The sequence below is a fragment of the Frateuria aurantia DSM 6220 genome, from assembly GCF_000242255.2.
In the GTDB taxonomy this organism is placed as follows: Bacteria; Pseudomonadota; Gammaproteobacteria; order Xanthomonadales; family Rhodanobacteraceae; genus Frateuria; species Frateuria aurantia.
In genome coordinates this window covers 829590-847328 of record NC_017033.1, presented here as the reverse complement: position 1 = coordinate 847328, position 17739 = coordinate 829590, and the positions used below count along the sequence as shown (strand labels likewise).

The 17739-nt window shown below is 63.3% G+C and carries 16 protein-coding genes and 1 tRNA gene; 7 read left to right on the top strand and 10 right to left on the bottom strand.

Annotated elements, in window-relative coordinates:
* Positions 1-96 precede the first annotated feature (96 nt).
* Complete coding sequence (gene trxA, locus FRAAU_RS03800; RefSeq protein WP_014402248.1) at positions 97-423, top strand: thioredoxin TrxA; 327 nt, start codon at positions 97-99, stop codon at positions 421-423.
* 154 nt (positions 424-577) lie between these two features.
* Entirely contained in the window at positions 578-2329 is a 1752-nt protein-coding gene (gene rho, locus FRAAU_RS03795) for a transcription termination factor Rho (protein WP_014402247.1), read from the top strand.
* 95 nt (positions 2330-2424) lie between these two features.
* Here the strand turns inward: rho and FRAAU_RS03790 are convergent, their stop codons facing one another.
* Complete coding sequence (locus FRAAU_RS03790; protein WP_014402246.1) at positions 2425-2949, bottom strand: acyloxyacyl hydrolase; 525 nt, start codon at positions 2947-2949, stop codon at positions 2425-2427.
* A gap of 145 nt (positions 2950-3094) precedes the next feature.
* Here FRAAU_RS03790 and FRAAU_RS03785 point away from each other — a divergent pair, with 145 nt between their 5' ends.
* Positions 3095-4462, top strand: a complete 1368-nt coding sequence (locus FRAAU_RS03785; RefSeq protein WP_041270803.1) for a glutamate--cysteine ligase — start codon at positions 3095-3097, stop codon at positions 4460-4462.
* Positions 4463-4841: 379 nt separating this feature from the next.
* Positions 4842-5318, top strand: a complete 477-nt coding sequence (locus FRAAU_RS03780; protein ID WP_041270353.1) for a GlcG/HbpS family heme-binding protein — start codon at positions 4842-4844, stop codon at positions 5316-5318.
* A gap of 94 nt (positions 5319-5412) precedes the next feature.
* Here the strand turns inward: FRAAU_RS03780 and FRAAU_RS03775 are convergent, their stop codons facing one another.
* The 7 genes from FRAAU_RS03775 to bioD form a co-directional block, all read right to left on the bottom strand.
* On the bottom strand, positions 5413-6882 hold the full coding sequence (locus FRAAU_RS03775) for a c-type cytochrome (RefSeq protein WP_245546431.1): 1470 nt from the start codon (positions 6880-6882) through the stop codon (positions 5413-5415).
* Positions 6883-6896: 14 nt separating this feature from the next.
* Entirely contained in the window at positions 6897-8549 is a 1653-nt protein-coding gene (locus tag FRAAU_RS03770; RefSeq protein WP_014402242.1) for a GMC family oxidoreductase, read from the bottom strand.
* Positions 8546-9175: a sugar dehydrogenase complex small subunit gene (locus tag FRAAU_RS16800; protein WP_014402241.1), complete on the bottom strand. Its 630-nt coding sequence runs from the start codon at positions 9173-9175 to the stop codon at positions 8546-8548. The genes FRAAU_RS03770 and FRAAU_RS16800 overlap by 4 nt, the downstream gene beginning before the upstream one ends.
* Positions 9162-9314, bottom strand: coding sequence for a hypothetical protein (locus FRAAU_RS17115; protein ID WP_014402240.1), 153 nt, complete (start codon positions 9312-9314; stop codon positions 9162-9164). The genes FRAAU_RS16800 and FRAAU_RS17115 overlap by 14 nt, the downstream gene beginning before the upstream one ends.
* Before the next feature lie 222 nt (positions 9315-9536).
* Complete coding sequence (dcp, locus tag FRAAU_RS03760) at positions 9537-11672, bottom strand: peptidyl-dipeptidase Dcp (protein WP_014402239.1); 2136 nt, start codon at positions 11670-11672, stop codon at positions 9537-9539.
* Positions 11673-11734: 62 nt separating this feature from the next.
* Positions 11735-12085 (bottom strand): hypothetical protein, encoded by a 351-nt coding sequence (locus FRAAU_RS03755; protein ID WP_014402238.1) that lies wholly within the window; start codon positions 12083-12085, stop codon positions 11735-11737.
* Between the two features lie 73 nt (positions 12086-12158).
* Positions 12159-12833: a dethiobiotin synthase gene (bioD, locus tag FRAAU_RS03750; protein ID WP_425598085.1), complete on the bottom strand. Its 675-nt coding sequence runs from the start codon at positions 12831-12833 to the stop codon at positions 12159-12161.
* 80 nt (positions 12834-12913) lie between these two features.
* On the opposite strand from bioD, the gene FRAAU_RS03745 reads away from it, so the two are divergent.
* Both FRAAU_RS03745 and FRAAU_RS03740 read left to right on the top strand, forming a co-directional pair.
* Entirely contained in the window at positions 12914-13411 is a 498-nt protein-coding gene (locus FRAAU_RS03745) for a GAF domain-containing protein (protein WP_014402236.1), read from the top strand.
* A 130-nt stretch (positions 13412-13541) separates the two neighbouring features.
* Positions 13542-13618: transfer RNA gene (locus tag FRAAU_RS03740), tRNA-Asn, on the top strand.
* Positions 13619-14197: 579 nt separating this feature from the next.
* On the opposite strand, the gene FRAAU_RS03735 is transcribed toward FRAAU_RS03740, so the two are convergent.
* Both FRAAU_RS03735 and FRAAU_RS03730 read right to left on the bottom strand, forming a co-directional pair.
* Complete coding sequence (locus tag FRAAU_RS03735) at positions 14198-14680, bottom strand: GlcG/HbpS family heme-binding protein (protein ID WP_014402235.1); 483 nt, start codon at positions 14678-14680, stop codon at positions 14198-14200.
* Between the two features lie 187 nt (positions 14681-14867).
* A complete protein-coding gene (locus FRAAU_RS03730; protein ID WP_014402234.1) occupies positions 14868-15515 on the bottom strand; it encodes a TetR/AcrR family transcriptional regulator in 648 nt (215 codons plus the stop codon).
* A gap of 139 nt (positions 15516-15654) precedes the next feature.
* Here FRAAU_RS03730 and shc point away from each other — a divergent pair, with 139 nt between their 5' ends.
* The gene (gene shc, locus FRAAU_RS03725) at positions 15655-17613 is read left to right on the top strand and encodes a squalene--hopene cyclase (protein ID WP_156803323.1); all 1959 of its coding nucleotides are present in this window, start codon (positions 15655-15657) and stop codon (positions 17611-17613) included.
* Positions 17614-17739 lie beyond the last annotated feature (126 nt).

The window sequence follows — 17739 nt, the reverse complement described above, 5'->3', positions numbered from 1 at the left end:
GCCCTGATCGCTGGCCCCGGACCAGCAGGAGAGTTTAGCTGAAGTCGGCGCCCGCGTCGTCCATCCCCTTTGAACCGCCAGTACGGAGCCCCCCCCGTGAGTGAACTGATTACCCATACCAGCGACGCTGCCTTCGAGCAGGACGTGCTGAATTCCGACACCCCCGTGCTGCTCGATTTCTGGGCTGAATGGTGCGGCCCCTGCAAGTCCATCGCCCCCGTTCTGGACGAACTGGCCAAGCAGTACGAAGGCAAGCTGCGGATCGCCAAGATCAATATCGACGAAAACCAGCAGACCCCGCGCAATTTCAATGTGCGTGGCATTCCGACCCTGATGGTGTTCAAGAACGGCAAGGTCGAGGCGACCCAGGTCGGGGCCGTCGGCAAGGGTCAGTTGACCCAGCTGATCGACAAGGTGCTCTAAGCCGGTCTTTCCGGCCTCAAACACCCGGCTGACTCTTTACGAAGCGTCGGGCCGGGTGCTAGATTGTCGCGGATCGCGGTGATCCCGCATCTCTGGCGCCCTTCTGCGCCCACCCCACCCTCTTTTTTCAACGGCGCCCCGTAGAGGTTTGCCCGTGTCCGATATCGAAACTCCAGAATCCTCCGGCGCCCCCCGCGCCGAATCCAAGCCTGCGGCTGAGCCCCGGCCCCGCGCACCGCGTCGCACGACCAGAAGCAAGACGGCGGCTGCCGCACCGGCGCAGTCTTCGCTACCGATCGATGCCGCGCCGGCCAGCAAACCTGCTCCGGCCGCCGAAGCGCCGACTCCGGCGGCCCCCGCCCCGGTGCCGCCGCCTGCGCCTGCGCCGAGCGAAAGCCAGGTGAACGAAGCGAGCTCTGCCCCCCGGGTAGCCCCCGAGCAGCGCGAACCCGCCGGCAATGGCCAGCCCCATGGCCATCAGCGCAATGCCTCGACCAACGGCGGCAATGCCAATGACCGTGGACGCCGCCGGCGCCACGAACGCAACCAGCCTCGCGGCCAGGGCGGCAACGGCGGCCGCCATGCCAATCCACACGGATTGCCGGTGGACGACGAAAATGCCGATGCCGGCAGCAGTGATCGCCTGATCAATCTGACCGAGCTGAAGCGCAAGAAAAACTACGAGCTGCTGGAATACGCCGAGTCCCTGGGCATTCAGGAAGGTGTTTCCCGCGCCCGCAAGCAGGATGTAGTGTTCTCGATCCTGAAGGCCCACGCCCGTTCGGGCGGCGGCATCTGGGCCGAAGGCGTGCTGGAAATCCTGCAGGACGGTTTCGGCTTCCTTCGCTCCGCCGATGAGTCCTATCTGGCCGGTCCGGACGACATCTACGTCTCCCCCAGCCAGATCCGGCGCTTCAATCTGCGTACCGGCGACTACATCACCGGCCGCGTCCGTCACCCCAAGGAAGGCGAGCGCTACTTCGCCCTGCTGAAGGTCGACGACATCAATGGCGACCCGCCGGAAGCGAGCAAGAACAAGGTCCTGTTCGAGAATCTGACGCCGCTGTTTCCCCGCCAGGCCTTCAAGCTTGAACGCGGCAACGGGTCCAGCGAAGACATCACCGGTCGCATCCTGGACCTGGTCGCGCCGATCGGCCGCGGCCAGCGGGCCCTGATCGTCGCGCAGCCCAAGGCCGGCAAGACCATGATGCTGCAGAACATCGCCCAGGCCATCATGTACAACCATCCCGATGCCCATCTGATCATGTTGATGATCGACGAGCGTCCGGAGGAAGTCACCGAAATCGCCCGCAGCGTACGTGCCGAAGTCATTTCCTCGACTTTTGACGAGCCTGCCGTGCGCCACGTCCAGGTCGCCGAGATGGTGATCGAGCGCGCCAAGCGCCTGGTCGAGCACAAGAAGGATGTCATCATCCTGCTGGACTCGATCACCCGCCTGGCCCGTGCCTACAACACCGTGGTGCCCAGCTCCGGCAAGGTGCTGACCGGCGGCGTGGATGCCAACGCCCTGCAGCGCCCCAAGCGTTTCTTCGGTGCGGCCCGCAATATCGAGGAAGGCGGCAGCCTGACCATCGTCGCCACCGCCCTGACCGAAACCGGCTCCAAGATGGACGAGGTGATCTACGAGGAATTCAAGGGCACCGGCAACATGGAAGTGCACCTGAACCGCCGCATTGCCGAAAAACGGGTCTATCCCGCCATCGACATCAATCGCTCCGGTACTCGCCGCGAGGATCTGCTGATCGAGCCGGACATGCTGCAGAAAATCTGGATCCTGCGCAAACTGCTTCATCCGATGGATGAACTGGCCGCGATGGAGTTTATGCTGGACAAGATGAAGAACACGAAGTCCAACGACGAATTCTTCAACTCGATGAAGCGCTGAGCGAAGTCCTCCGTTCCAGCCATGAAAAAGCGGCCCAACGGCCGCTTTTTCGTGGGCAGGCCTCCGTCCACGACGAAGACCCTGTGCGAATCGCTTTACAAGCTGAAGTGCATGCCGCCCAGAATCATGGTCTCGCCGCGATTGGGCTCATGGTAGCCGGCATTGGAAATATGCCGGACCCGGATATCGAAATGGTGCCAGCCCCAGCCGATCGAAGTATTGAATTCCAGCGGGCTGCTCAAGGCGATGGTTCGTCCGAAATTGGCTGCCGGCTGAAAGCTCAGGAAGAAGTTGTGGTACCAGTCCCCCTGATGCCCCACCCGCAAACGGCCGCCTGCGGAAAACAGCCAGGCATCCTGGCGCAGACCGTAACCGTCCACTCGCTGACTGAGATTGCGCCCACCGATCCAGCCTGCGCTGATGTCGGGCGCCAAGGTGAACAGGCTGCCGCCCAGGCGAAATTCGTGGAAGGTCGCTTCAATGAAGGCCGCATTGGTGCTGCGATTGCTGGTGATGCTCTTGCCGCCGTCAAACTCGAGTTCGACAGCATGAGCCGGACCGGCAAGCAGGCCGCACAGAGCCACGCCACCGACAAGGAGCAGGGATTTCAGAGAATGCATAGGGTTCAGACCTGGTGCTTGGGAAATGGGCAGGGCATCCAAGCCCGATATCGTCGAATAGCCTATAATTGTACTATTGAGTTCTAATTTGGCCATCCTCTATTTTTTGCCGGTCCGCTTCAATCGAGCGGCCAAGGAATGCTACGTGTCGATACCCAGCGCCAACCAACGGACCCCGATCGTAAAGCGCCAGCAACTGATCGATTATCTCGCCGCCGGCGAGAAGCCGCAGGAGAACTGGCGGATCGGCACCGAGCACGAGAAGTTCGGGTTCCGCCATGCCGACCTGCGCGCTCCCGCGTTCGAGGGCGACGCCGGCATCGACGTACTGCTGCGGCAACTGGCCGAACGCTACGGCTGGTCGATCGCCCTGGAGGGCAGCAACCCGGTGGCCCTGACCCGAGGCATGGCCAACATCACCCTCGAACCGGCCGGCCAGCTTGAACTCTCGGGCGCCCCGCTGGCCAGCGTCCACGGCACTGCCGCGGAACTGGAGGGCCATCTGGCCGAGGTGCGCAGCATCGCCGAGCCCCTGGGCATCGGCTTTCTCGGTATGGGCTTTCAGCCCAAATGGGCGCGCGCCGAAATGCCCTGGATGCCCAAGGGGCGTTACAAGATCATGCGCGAATACATGCCCAAGGTCGGCCAGCTGGGTCTGGACATGATGACGCGCACCAGCACCGTCCAGGTCAATCTGGACTTCGGCAGCGAGGCCGACATGATCCGCAAGTTCAGGGTCGGACTGGCGCTGCAGCCAATCGCGACGGCCCTGTTCGCCGACTCGCCTTTCAGCGAGGGCCGTCCCAACGGCTTCAAGTCCTTCCGCTCCCATGTCTGGACCGATACCGATCCGGATCGCACCGGCATGCTGGACTTCGTGTTCGAGGACGGTTTCGGTTACGAGCGCTACGTCGACTACATACTGGATGTGCCGATGTATTTCAGCTACCAGGATGGCCGCTATCACGATCTGGCCGGCGCCGACTTCAAGGCATTCATCCGTGGCGAGCTGCCCCAGCTGCCAGGCATCCAGGCCACCATGCGGGATTACGCCGACCACCTGACCACCGCCTTCCCGGAAGTGCGGCTGAAACAGTATCTGGAAATGCGCGGCGCCGACAGCGGGCCGGCTGACCGGCTGCTGGCCCTGCCCGCGCTCTGGACCGGACTGCTCTATGACGGCTCGGCCCTGGATGCCGCCTACGAGCTGATCAGTCGCCTCACCCGCGAAGAGCGTCACCACCTGCGCGACGGCGTTCCCCGCCACGCGCTTGATCTGCCCTTCCGCCAGGGCAAGGTCCGCGAGCTGGCCCGGGAAGTACTGGCCATCGCCGACAGCGGCCTGAAGGCCCGCGCACTGACCAATGCTGCCGGCCAGGATGAATCGGTTTATCTTGCCCCGCTGCACGAAATCGTCGAATCCGGCCTGACCCCCGCCGATCGCAAGCTGGCCCTGTACCACGGCGCCTGGCAGCAGCAGGTCGACCCCGTGTTCGAAGCGTACGCCTATTGAGCGCCACCCCGGCCCCGGCTCACGCCGCCGGAGTTGCACAGCGACTTATTGACGCGTGGCAAAGAGACTTGCCGGGTGGCGTGCTAGCCTGAATAAGATCGATCCAATTGCTGCCTGGCACGGCTGCAACGGCCTCGGTCTCCTTAGTTCCCAGCCTGCACGCCGACCCGCCTTGACTGTTGCCCAACGACCAATCCGTTCGCTCTCGAGGTCCTGCAGGCGCTGCCGATGGCTGTTGGCCACTCAGGCTCATACCGACATGCCTCTGCGGCTCCCGGCTGCTCGACAGGCATGTCGGCACATGGTCGAGGCCCGCCGGGCCCGACCCCATGGATCCAAGCCCGCCAGGGATGGCTCATCCAAAAAGGCAATCATGCTCATGAAAAAGTTCTCGCTCACCCTCGCCGCCGTCATCGGTCTCGGCTCGGCGGTTGCCGCCCAGGCCGCCGAACCGGCCCAGATCAACCTGTCGCTGGCCCGCCAGATGGCTGCCGCCGCCGAAGCCCAGGCGACGGCCGACCATGCCAATGACGTGGTCACCGTGATGGATGCCGGCGGCAACATCATCCTGGTCGAGCGCATGGCCAATGCCCAGCTCGCCAGCATTGAACTGTCGATCAAGAAGGCCCATTCGGCCGTGTTCTACAAGCGCCCCACCCGTTCGCTGGAACAGGACGTGGCCCATGGTCTGAACAATGTGCTGGGCCTGCCCGGTGCCCTGCCTGCCGGTGGCGGCGTGCCCCTGATCGTCGGTGACACCGTGATCGGCGCCGTCGGCGTCAGCGGCGGCAACAATATCCAGGACAACCACGCGGCCGAAGTCGGCGCAGCCGTCTATACCAAGCAGGCCCACTGAGCGCCTGATCGCGGCCAATGGCAAGCCGCCATGAAAAAGCCGGGGCCGCAGGCGGCCCCGGCTTTTTCATGGGCATTGGCGGCGGCCGGATCCGTCAGCCTTGAAACCTCCTGTGCCAACGTCGCCAGACCAGCCACAGGATCAGCACCAACACCAGAACACCGCCCAGCATTGCCGGCACGATGTCGGGCTGCAAACGGGCGATCAAAGGCAGCTTGCCGCCGCCCCGGGCTTCGAACACATCCCCGGGCGTGACACGCTGCGAGCTGTTGCCGTAGTGCTGCAGGACATAATTGGCAATCTCGGCAATCTGCTCATCGCTCAATTGCGCCACATAGGATTGACGGTCGAAGCGCGGCATCAGCACCTGCCGCCCATCCACCGTGCGATCCACGCCATTGAGCATGGCCGCCACCAGATCCGAGGGATTCGGCAAGCCGGTGGCCGTATTGTGGAACAGTGAAGGATAGGCCTGATTCGCGCTGCCTGAGCCATCCGGCTGGTGGCAGCTGGCGCAGAAGCCGCTGTACAGCTGTGCCCCTCCCCTCAGGGCCTCCCGATCATGGTGCCCGCTGAGACCGCGCAGAGAAGGCTCGGCACTCGCTGCCGCTCCATAAGTGAACGCCGGTTTCGACTCGCCGGGATCGCGCTGCGGTGCCGTGGTGCGCAGATAGGCGATCAGGGCGCGGATGTCGTCATCCGGCAGATACTGCAGACTGTGCTCGACGGCCTCGGCCATGCCTCCGGCCGCTTGGGCCATACCGGCTGCCCGCCCGGTTTTCAGATACGAGAACAGCTGCTCATCGGTCCAGCCACCGATGCCACTGACCGGATCCGAACTGATATTGGGAGCAAACCATTCCCCGACCATCCCGCCAGCCAGGGGCCGGCTCGAGGATTCAGCCATCATCGCATTGCGCGGCGTATGGCAGGCATCGCAATGCTCCAATGCACCAGCCAGATAGGCGCCACGATTGACCTCCGCCGTTCTGGACGTATCCGGCCTGAAGCGCCGGTCCCGCAGATACAAGGCATTCCATACCGCCATCGAGGCCCGGATGCTGAAGGGAAACGGCAGATGGGTCTGATGGGCCTGCACATCCACCGGCTGAACGCCGTGCATGAAATAGGCATACAGCGCATGGATATCGGTATCCGTCAGCTGGGTATACGAGGTGTACGGCATCGCCGGATAGAGGTGTGCGCCGTCACGACGCACCCCCTGCCTGAGCGCGCGGGCAAACTCGGCCTCGCTGTAGTCGCCGATGCCGGCCGAGCGCGACGGGGTGATATTGGTTGCGTAGATGACCCCAAGCGGCGAGTGGATCGAATAGCCGCCGGCAAATGGTTTCCCGCCATGCAGGACATCGGTATGACAGGCCTGGCAGTCGGCGGCAACTGCCAGCCGATGCCCCTGGTCGATCAACTGCGGAGAGATGTCTTCCGCCTGTGCGGCCAGCGGCGTCAGCAGACTGCCACAGACCAGACCGATGGCCAGGCCCAATGTCGTCAGGCGACGCCAGCTGCTCGACGGAACGTAGCTGGAACGGGCTTCTGATTTCACGATACGGACATCCATCAACTGCGCGCCATGACCTTGCCGATGGAATCAGCCGCCTTGATGGCCAGAGCTGCCATGCTCAACGTCGTGTTCACTACACTGGCCGAAGGCATCGCACCACCACCCGGCAGCCACAAGTTGGCATGATCATGTGAGCGGCAATCGGCGTCCACCACTGAGTCCCGCGGATCAGCTCCCATGATCACCCCGCCCATGATGTGGTTGTTGGCATTGAGATCGTCATTGATCACGAATTCGCTGGCGCCGAACAGATCACCGATCTGCCGCAACTGGCCCTTGACGGCTTCGGCACCCTTGCGCACGTAATCGCCCACGTCGTAATAGATGTCCGGACAGGCCAGGCCATGGGGGTCACGACGATCCGGACTCAGGGTCAGCCGATTGCGCGGATCGGGCAGCGGTTCGAGACTGATCGACAGATCGACGCTGCAGACGGCACGTCGACGGATTTCGTCCTGCAGCGCCTTGCCGACCAGACCCAGCTTCAGGGCCTGCTCGGTGGCAGGCGCCACTCGCGAGATATTGTCCAGAATGATCTTGTTCGCCGAGTACCTCGAGCGGAAGTCGCCGTCGCGGGGACCGACGATGCAACTGCTCTGCGCCGGACCGCGACCGATCCACAACGGCTCGTTGGCGATGAAACTGCAGTGCAGTCCCGAGTGGTCCATCATGTTCCGGCCGACCTGGTCGGACGCATTGGCGATGCCTCGGGGATTCTGGGCATTGGCGGCCAGCAGCAGCAAGCGCGGCGTCTCGATGCCGTTGCAGGCGAAGATGAAGACCTTGCCGCTGGCCTTGTGCGACTGGTGCGAGGCATCGTACCAGTGCACGGCCTCGACGCGGTTGTTCAGGTCGGTATCGACTTTGTAGACCACCGACTCCGCCAGCACCGTGGCGCCACGGCGTTCGGCCGACTCGATACTGTGGATGCCGTTGTACATCGCGCCGATCGGACAGATCGGCTGACAGTTGTTGTTGCCGCAGCAGGTCGGACGGCCATTCCAGGGCCGGGTACTGCGGGCCTGTGGAATCGGGATCGAATGAAAACCGTGGGCATTGACCACTTCGGCAAAACGCTTGTCGCCATAAGCCCAGGGCACCATGTCCAGCGGATAGGGCTGGCTGCGCTGCGGAGGTGACTGCATCGCCGGATCGCTGGGTCCGGCCACCCCCAGCGCCTGCTCGGCGCGACAGTAATAAGGCTCGAACTCCTCGTAGCTGATCGGCCAGTCGCGACCCACGCCGTAGGTGCTCTTCATCTTGAAGTCCACCGGCAAATGCCGCCAGCAGGAAGCGGCCCAGTGCCAGGTGGTACCGCCGACGGTGCGCAGATAGCCCTGCTTGAAGGCGCTTCCATTCGGTCCACTCAGGCCGACATAGTGGTTTTCCGGAAAATACAGCGGCGCCGGCGCCAGCTTCGACTGCGGATAAAGCCCCTGGAAATCGGAGTGCAGACGATTGTCGAACGGCATATTGCGCCAGTTCTCCACCGCCTGATCGCGCTGGATACGCATGCCGGCCTCCAGAATCAGCACCGAATGCCCCGCTGCCGCCATCTGGTCGGCAATCAGGCCGCCGACGATGCCCGAACCGACGATGACCACATCGGCGGCGTAATCGCCGTTCGCCAGTTTCTCTGCCCTGTTCATGCCTGCATCCCGCCCTGCCTTCCATGTTCCGCAATACCCAGGGCCGGGGGATTCCCGGTCCACCACAATGGCCCGTAACTGCCATAAGTCGGCACGATCAGACCGTCGCTGACCGTGCGATACATCAGCGCCTCGGCGTAAGCGACCAGCACGCCTTGATTGCCCTGCCCCACCGTTCCCGTGTACCAGGCGGCAACCAGTTCGTGCAGGAGCCCGTCCCGGCCCTTGCCTCGGGCCGCGGCCAACACCTGCTCGGCCGTCCGTTCCGCCAACGGCAGCGCGAACAGGGCTTCAAAGGCAGCAGCCCGCGAAGCATCCGCGGCGAGCAGCGCCTGATAGATCCGCGCACCCGTCTCGGCCGAGAGATCGGCCCGCGCAGTCATCACCCGCGACAGCGCCATGAAGCGATCAAGGATCGCGGCCGGAACCACGGCCTGCGCGCTGCCCGGCACCGCCGAAGCCGACGTGGCGAATGTCGCCGCGAGCCCCGTCCGTGGAGTCGCCGCCAGCGCCCCCGCCTCGACAACGGCCACCGTCGTGGCCAGCCCCAGCAGCAGCCTGCGCCGTGCCGGCAGAAACGGGACAGCACCCGCCCCAGCTTTTAGATCGTTCTTATTTTCTGACATGCTTGTAGGCCTCTGGCTGCGCCAGGCTGACACGGGCAATAAAGACCGCCTGCGGTCCGAGCGGACCGGCAATGGAAAGAAAGCTCAGCAGCGATGCAAACGCCGCGATCAACCTGTCACGAATATCGGCATGAGACATTTGACCTCATGCGACATTTCGCGACTCGACTGCATAGATTAGTCATGTAGTGACACTTGTCCACTGTTTCATTCAAATCACGACGATCCTGCGCAAAGACCGCAACTACCTGCGTCGCGCAACAGCGGCGCAGCTTGCTGCATGAAGCTGAATCCCCACAAAAAACGGGCCGGCATCACTGCCGGCCCGTCATCAGGCGTCGATTTCTTCCGAAACCCGTGATTACTGCTTCAGACCGCGATCTTTCAGCATCGGCTCGACCGAAGGCGCCTTGCCACGCCAGGTCTCGTACAGCTTCTGCAAGTCCTCGGAGTTGCCGCGCGACAACACCATCTGCCGGAAACGGTCGCCATTGGCACGGGTCAACCCGCCGTGCTCGTCAAACCACTGGAAGGCATCATCAGCCAGCATCTGGGTCCACAGATAGGCGTAGTAACCGGCCGCATAGCCATTGCCCCAGATATGCAGAAAGTAACTGGAACGATAACGCGGCGGCACGTAGCTGAGATCGATCTTGTGATGCTGCAGCGACTGCAACTCGAAACTGTCCACGTTCTGCAGCGGCGCGCTGGCCGACAGGCTGTGCCAGTCCATGTCCAGCAAGGCCGCCGAAACCAGCTCGGTCATGTCATAACCCTTGTTGAACGTCGCGGCCCGCTTGATCTTGTCGACCAAAGCCTGCGGCATCGGCTCGCCGGTCTGGTAGTTCTTCGCGTAATGGGCAAAGACCTTAGGATCCAGTGCCCAGTGCTCATTGAACTGCGAGGGGAATTCCACGAAATCACGCGCCGTGGCGGTACCCGAAAGGCTGGGATACTGCTGATCGGCAAACATGCCATGCAGGGCATGACCGAACTCATGGAACATCGTCACCACGTCGTCAAACGACAGCAGCGCCGGCTGCCCGTCCACCGGCTTGGTGAAGTTCGCCACGTTGTAGATCACCGGCTTGGTGCCCAGCAGATGCGACTGGCCGACGAAATTGCTCATCCAGGCGCCGCCGCTCTTGTTGTCGCGCTTGAAATAGTCGGTATAGAACAGAGCCAGCGACTTGCCGTCCTTGTCGAAGACCTCGTAGACCTTGACGTCCTTCTGATAGACCGGAATATCCGTGCGCGCCTTGAAGGTCAGTCCGTACAGCTGGTTGGCCGCGTAGAACACGCCGTTTTCCAGCACGTCATTGAGCTCGAAATAAGGCCGCACCTGAGACTCGTCCAGATCATAGCGCTGCTTGCGGACCTTTTCGGCATACAGCGACCAGTCCCAGGGCTGCAGCTTGAAGCCGCCCTTTTCCTGATCGATCACCGTCTGGATATCCGCCGCCTCGCGCGTCGCACGAGCCGTTGCCGGCGCGACCAGGGCCTGCATGAAATTCAGGGCATTGGCCGGCGTCTTGGCCATCTGGTCGGCAAGCGTCCAGGCGGCATAACTGGGGAAGCCCAGCAATCGGGCACTCTCGGCCCGTACGTGGGCCAGCTTGGCGATGATGGCCCGCGTATCGTTGGCATCACCCTTTTCGGTTCGCGTCCAGGAGGCGTGGAACAAGGCCTCCCGCGTGGCGCGATCCGTCAGATCCTGCAAGGCAGGCTGCTGGGTGGTGTTCTGCAGCACCAGTACCCACTTGCCCGGCAGGCCACGCTCCTTGGCCGCCTCGGCTGCCGCAGCGATATCAGAATCCGACAGGCCAGCCAGCTTGGCCTTGTCGTCGATCACCAGGGCTCCGGCCTTGGTGCCGGCAAGCAGGCGATTGTTGAACTGGGTGCTCAACACCGACTGCTCACGATTCAGCTGCTTCAGCCTGGTCTTGTCGGCAGGCGACAGACGCGCGCCATTCAGGACAAAGTTGCGATAGGTCACTTCCACCAGCCGCAGCGATTCCGGATCCAGTTTCAGCTGGTGACGCTGCTGATAGATCTTGCCCAGACGGCTGAACAACCTGCTGTCCATATGGATGGCATCGGCATGGGCGGCCAGTTCCGGCGCCACCTGCTCCTGCACCTTCTGCAAGGTGTCATCGGTATTGGCCTGGACCACGCCAAAGAAGACTTGGGACACGCGGTTCAGCAAGACACCGCTCTTTTCCAGAGCGACATAGGTGTTTTCAAACGTCGGAGCAGCCGGATTGTCGGCAATCGCACGCACTTCCGCCCGCTGCTGCTTCATCCCCAGCTCGAAGGCCGGCAGATAATCGCTTTCCTTGATGCGATCGAACGGCGGGGCCTGGAACGGCAGCGGACTGGCCGTCTCCAGCGGATTGGCCGTCGTGTCGGCCAGCGCCGGCATCGCGACACCCAGAGCCATGGTGGTGGCCAGCGCCAGAGCGCCGAGACGGAAACGGGAAACAAGAGGACGTGACATGATCAAACCCTTGGCGACTAATAAAGAAAAACGAGCAGGCAAGACTAGCATCCGGACCGGAATCAGGCGTTGCGGACATCCCGCAACTGCCAGTGCTCGCCGATCAGCAGGCTCAGGCGATGCCTCACGATGCGCATCGGCAAGGTGGTCACCACTTCCAGGTCGACCGCCAGATCCGCCAGCCTGGCCTTGGTCAGCGCCTGATCATCGGTCAAGCCCAGAGCGACGGCCTCGGCTTCGCTGGCACCGGTCAACTGCACCCACTGCTGATGGAAGCCGGGGTAGCGCAGTGCCTCCTGCAGGGCCGCGGCCAGATGATTGGGCCCGGCGCCATCAAAGGCCAGTCCGGCGAGTTCGCCCTTTGCAGACGCCAGGTCCGCAATCGAAAATTCATAACAATGACGTTGGTTCATCAACTTTCCCTATGGCATCCGGAAACCACGAGTGTCCGCGTCCATTTCCGGACCCGGCCTCGCCTCTTCCCGCTCAAGGGGAATAGCGGATCGCACCGAACAAACCCCTGGCTCCCTGCGGCTCAGCATACCCCACATCCCCCAGCAAGGGGGCCGGCATCAACTCGCCCAGCGTCTCGATGTTGGCCTGCAGGGCCTCCATTCGCGGATCGACCCGATTGGCCACCCAGCCCAGCAGCGGACAGCCGTCGGCGAGGATGGCGCGCGCCGTCAGCAGGGCATGATTGATGCAACCCAGGCGCATGCCTACCACCAGAATCACCGGCAGTTGCCATTCCCGCGCAAGATCACTGGCACTGAAACCCGGCGCAAGCGGCACCATCCAGCCCCCCACCCCTTCCACCACCACACTGTCGTAGCGTTCGCGCAGCTGCCGATAGGCCGCTTGCAGGGGGTGCATGGTGATGCGCATGCCCGAGGCCGCAGCGGCCAGATGAGGCGACCAGGGCTGGGCCATCGCGACCGGATTGACCAGCGCATAGGGGGGCGCATCGTCACTGGCCGCCTGCAGCGCCAGAGCGTCCTCGTTGCGCAGGCCATCGGGCGTGACTTCGCATCCGCTGGCGACCGGCTTCATCCCGCAGACCCGCAAACCCGCCTGGCGCAAAGCCGCCAGCAACTGGCAGGACACAAAGGTCTTGCCGATGCCGGTATCCGTACCAGCCACAAAAATTCCATCGCGCCCCAAGGTGATCGGCCCCATCAGCCACTCCTCATATATCGATACGGCAAACCGCGCATAATACGTTTTTGCCAAGGGTGACAGCCATGTTTGAACTTTCCACGTCCCTCAGCCAGAACAAAAGCGAGCTTTACGGGGATCTGGCCAGCCAGGCACGCGGCCTGCTCGAGGGCGAGTCCGATCCGATCGCCAATGCCGCGAATTTCGCGGCCCTGGTCTATCACAGCCTGCCTGACCTGAACTGGGCCGGCTTCTATTTCTTCGATGGCAAGGAACTGGTCGTCGGCCCCTTCCAGGGCAAGCCCGCCTGCGTGCGGATCGCCTTGGGCCGTGGCGTCTGCGGCACCGCCGCTCAGCTGCGTCAGACCCAGGTCATCCAGGACGTGCATGCCTTTGAAGGTCATATCGCCTGCGATGCCGCCTCCAACTCGGAAATCGTGGTACCGCTGATCGATGCCCGCGGCGAGCTGGTCGGGGTATGGGATGTCGACAGCCCCAAGGTCGGTCGCTTTGACGAGGCTGACCGGGCCGGCATGGAAGCCCTGTGCCGCATCTTCATGAACAGTCGCGCCCCCACGATCTGAGGCGCCTTCAGGCTTACTCGGTACGATGCGTCTGGCGGGTCGACCGACAGCCGTGGCGAAAAAAATTCATGAAACTTTACTTTCGCTGTTGACATCGAAGGAAGATCCCCTAGAATACGCAGCTCACCCCGCCCGAATAGCTCAGCTGGTTAGAGCACTTGACTGTTAATCAGGGGGTCGTTGGTTCGAGTCCAACTTCGGGCGCCATATTTTTCAAAGGCCTGCGCATTGCGCGGGCCTTTGTATTTTGGGCTTGCGTAAAAGTCTGCGTAAAATTCCGCCCACAATTCAGGGCCGGGCGCCTCACCACTTGCCTCCGTCCAATCGCGTGCACCCCATGATCCGTGCCAGGCTCATCGCACCCGGATAGACATGCGCCTGCCGCGAAGCAGCACAAGGAACAAAGCCACTTATGGCATCCGCCGGCCATGTACTGCTCGTCAGCCTGGATCCAGAGCCATCACCGAACCCAGGGCCAGCCCGCATCCCGATGCCCTGATGCGATATCGTGCAGGTATTCGCCCAGCCGTCCCTGGCATGATCCCGTCGGCGGTCCGCCGGAGCCGGGCCATCATCCGGACTCCCTGGGCTCTGCCGAGCCGGCGACCAAGACCTGATCCCATCTGTGCGGAAACCGCGGAACAGGCCGTCAGCGTCCGATGCCGGGTCGGCCGGCAAGCACGGCTTCATCTGCAGCCATGCCGATGACTTCGTCAGAGGCACCGGCATGGATCTGGAGCAACACGCTCCGCCTGCCCGGGGAGTGTGTCACGGTGAAGCCGGAAATCAGTGCAGCGCGGCGGCGGCCAGCTTCACCACCGGGGTGTCGACATTGCCATCCGGGGTACTGATGCCCAGACCACCGACCACCACGCCATTGACCTTCAACGGCATGCCACCGGGCAGCGGAGACATGTCCGGCACCGCCAGGATGTGCAACTGGTTCTGCTTGTCCAGCTGGGCGTAGAGATCGTCGGTGGGCAGCTGGAACTGGGCGGCCGACTTGGCCTTGACCGTGGCTGCGGCATTGCAATTGGTATAGGCGCCGGCCATGCGCTGGAAGAAAATCGTCATGCCGTCCGCATCGGTGATCACGATGCACCCCTTGGCATGGCGCTCGGCCAAGGCCTGCTTGGCCACCTGGACCACCTTGGCCACATCGGCATCATCCAGCACGGGCTGCATCGTGGCAGCCTTTGCCTGCGGGGAATGCAGGGCCAGGCCGCCGCCCAGAGCCGCGATCGCCGCGGCGAAAACCATTTTGTTCATGACTTGCTCGTACTCCGTAGTGCGTAGGGTCCGCGTCCGTACCGGCACCGGACAGAAAAGGAGAGCGCTCTCAATCACCACCGAGATTAACATGCGGCCTGCGACAATAAAACCTGAATATCGCTGCCCCGGGCCCTGCCGGCGTCGCTACCAAGCCGGCCTCCCGACAAGGTGCCGGGGGGCGGATTCAGGCCGGCTGCTCCCCTCCGACCACACCCCGCTGCGTGGTCAGCCGTTCCAGCTGCCTGCGGATCTCGGCCATCAACTCTTCGCTGATGACGTCGTCGTAGCCGATCAGCCTGGAGATCCACAACCCGTCCGCCGCCAGTCGACAGATCATGTTGCGCGCCGCCCAGGCCAACGGCAGATCATCCGGCCGCATCCATTCCCGCAGCACCGGCAAATAGCGATGGCGCACCGTGGCGTCATTGAGCGAATGAGCGGTCAATACCCGCAACACGTCGACCCGTCCCTTGCCCTGGGTATCGTCTTCGGCGCCTTTCAGATAGGCACGTGCCGCCGCTCCTTCGGGCTCTCCCGCATCCGCCTTGCGATGCCCCTCCATGCGCTGTTGCAGCTGGCCGATCACCTGATCGTAAAGTGCTTCAACCAGCCCTTTCCGGCTTTTGAAATGGTATTGCAAGGCCCCCTTGGTCAGCCCGGCCAACTCGGCGACCTTCTCCAGAGTGACCGCATGCAGGCCTTTTTCGGCCGCCAGCCGGGTTGCCGCCTGCAGCAACTGTGCCCGCGCGGCCTGCGGATCTTTTTTCCTGCGCAGACCCGAGACCGGATTGCCGCCAGACGGCTCCGCGGATGATGTTCGACCACTGTTCAAACCATTGCCCTCGCTCGATTCAATGCTTCGCAACTTGACACTGTGAACAGAAATGCTTGGCAACTGCCCGTCATGATCCTACCATCTGTCATCTCGAAAAACATTCCGGCCGGATGGATTCATGCAGGCAGCTGATTTCATGAACAAGCAATCCCTACCCAAATTGAAAGCCGCGATCCGCCGCGCGGCCGACAATTTGCTGGGCCGTCAGGCCGCTGACGGCCACTGGTGCTTCGAGCTGGAATCCGATGCCACCATCACCGCCGAATACATCCTGATGACTCACTTCATGGATGAAATCGACGATATCCTGCAGGCCAAGCTGGCCCGCTATCTGCGGGCCACCCAGCAGCTCGACAGCCACGGCGGATGGCCGCTCTATCATGGCGGCGATCTGGACCTGTCCTGCACCGTCAAGGCCTATTTCGCCCTCAAGGCCGCCGGCGACAGTGCCGAGGCCCCGCATATGCAGCGGGCCCGCGAAGCCGTGCTCGAGCGCGGCGGCGCCGCCAAGGCCAATGTCTTCACCCGCATGCTGCTGGCCATGTTCGGCCAGGTGCCCTGGCGCGCCACCCCGTACACCCCGGTCGAACTGATGCTGTTCCCGCGCTGGGCGCCCATCCATGTCGACAAGGTCGCCTACTGGGCACGCACCACCATGATTCCGCTGATGGCGCTGTGCTCGATGCAGGCCCGCGCCGCCAATCCCCGCGGCGCCGGCATCGCCGAGCTGTTCGTCACCCCGGCCGAGGAGGAGCGTGACTATTTCGCCCGTGGCGGCGTGCTGAACCGGGTCTTCCTGGCGCTGGACAAGCTCGGCCGCGCCGTCGATCCGCTGATCCCCAAGGCCATCCGCCGCAAGGCGATCCAGAAGGCCGCCGACTGGTGCGCCGAACGCATGAACGGCGAAGATGGCCTCGGCGCCATCTTCCCGCCCATGGTCAATGCCTACGAGATGTATCACCTGCTGGGCTATCCCGCGGACCATCCGCTGATGCAGACCTGCCGCAAGGCCCTGCACAAGCTGCTGGTGTTCCGCCCGGACGGCTCGGCCTATTGCCAGCCCTGCGTCTCCCCGGTATGGGATACGGCTTGGGCCCTGATGGCCTTGCAGCATACCGGCGATGACGAGGTCACCCAGAGCGCCGTGCAGCGCGGCTACGACTGGCTGCTGCCGCGTCAGGTGCTGGAGCTGCGCGGCGACTGGAAAGAGCATTGCAGCGATCAGGTCCGTCCCGGTGGCTGGGCCTTCCAGTATGCCAACGACTATTACCCGGACATCGACGACACCGCCGTGGTCGCCGGCATGCTGCACTCGCGGGCGCAGCGGCTGGGCGATCCGCAGCGCTATCGCGAGGCCACCGATCGGGCGGCCGAATGGATGCTGGGCCTGCAGTCGAAAAACGGCGGTTTCGCCGCCTTCGATGCCGATTGCACCCGCTATTACCTGAACTCGATTCCCTTTGCCGACCATGGCGCCCTGCTCGATCCGCCGACCGAGGATGTAACCGGCCGCGTGCTGGCCTGCCTGGGCCTGCTCAAGCGCCCGCAGGATGCCGAGGTGATCCGCCGCGGCGTCGAGTATCTGCGCACCACCCAGCTGCAGGACGGCTCCTGGTGGGGGCGCTGGGGTACCAACTATGTCTACGGCACCTGGAGCGCCCTGGCCGGCCTGGCCTTGGTCGGCGAAGACCGCCAGCAGCCCTATATCCGCAAGGCCATCGAGTGGCTTTACGCCTGCCAGAACGCCGACGGCGGCTGGGGCGAGACCAATGACAGCTACCTGGACCCGGCCCTGGCCGGCCAGAACCAGGGGGTCAGCACCCCCAACCACACCGCCTGGGCTCTGCTGGCCCTGATCGCCATCGGCGAGGCCGACCACCCGGCGGTCGCCCGCGGCATCGAGCATCTGCTGGCCACCCAGCAGGCCGACGGTCTGTGGCATCACCCTTCGCACAATGCACCCGGCTTCCCCCGCGTCTACTATCTCAAGTACCACGGCTATACCGCCTATTTCCCGCTGTGGGCACTGAGCCAGTATCAGCGCTTCAGCCACACCGCCCGCAACGGCGACATCCAGCGCCCGGCGCTGCACTGAGCCTGAGCCGCCACGAATAAACAAGCCGCCGGCGACGGATCGCCGACATGAAGGCAGATCTGCGGAGATGTCGGACTGACAGGGATGTGGCGGCCATACAGACCGCCGCCACATCCCGTGTGCATC

Coding starts and splice junctions, on each gene's coding strand:
- FRAAU_RS16800 (WP_014402241.1), bottom strand. CDS start 9,175: ATGTCAGAAAATAAGAACGATCTAAAAGCTGGGGCGGGTGCTGTCCCG.
- FRAAU_RS03755 (WP_014402238.1), bottom strand. CDS start 12,085: ATGAACCAACGTCATTGTTATGAATTTTCGATTGCGGACCTGGCGTCT.
- FRAAU_RS03790 (WP_014402246.1), bottom strand. CDS start 2,949: ATGCATTCTCTGAAATCCCTGCTCCTTGTCGGTGGCGTGGCTCTGTGC.
- shc (WP_156803323.1), top strand. CDS start 15,655: ATGAACAAGCAATCCCTACCCAAATTGAAAGCCGCGATCCGCCGCGCG.
- FRAAU_RS03770 (WP_014402242.1), bottom strand. CDS start 8,549: ATGAACAGGGCAGAGAAACTGGCGAACGGCGATTACGCCGCCGATGTG.
- FRAAU_RS17115 (WP_014402240.1), bottom strand. CDS start 9,314: ATGTCTCATGCCGATATTCGTGACAGGTTGATCGCGGCGTTTGCATCG.
- FRAAU_RS03780 (WP_041270353.1), top strand. CDS start 4,842: ATGAAAAAGTTCTCGCTCACCCTCGCCGCCGTCATCGGTCTCGGCTCG.
- FRAAU_RS03735 (WP_014402235.1), bottom strand. CDS start 14,680: ATGAACAAAATGGTTTTCGCCGCGGCGATCGCGGCTCTGGGCGGCGGC.
- dcp (WP_014402239.1), bottom strand. CDS start 11,672: ATGTCACGTCCTCTTGTTTCCCGTTTCCGTCTCGGCGCTCTGGCGCTG.
- FRAAU_RS03745 (WP_014402236.1), top strand. CDS start 12,914: ATGTTTGAACTTTCCACGTCCCTCAGCCAGAACAAAAGCGAGCTTTAC.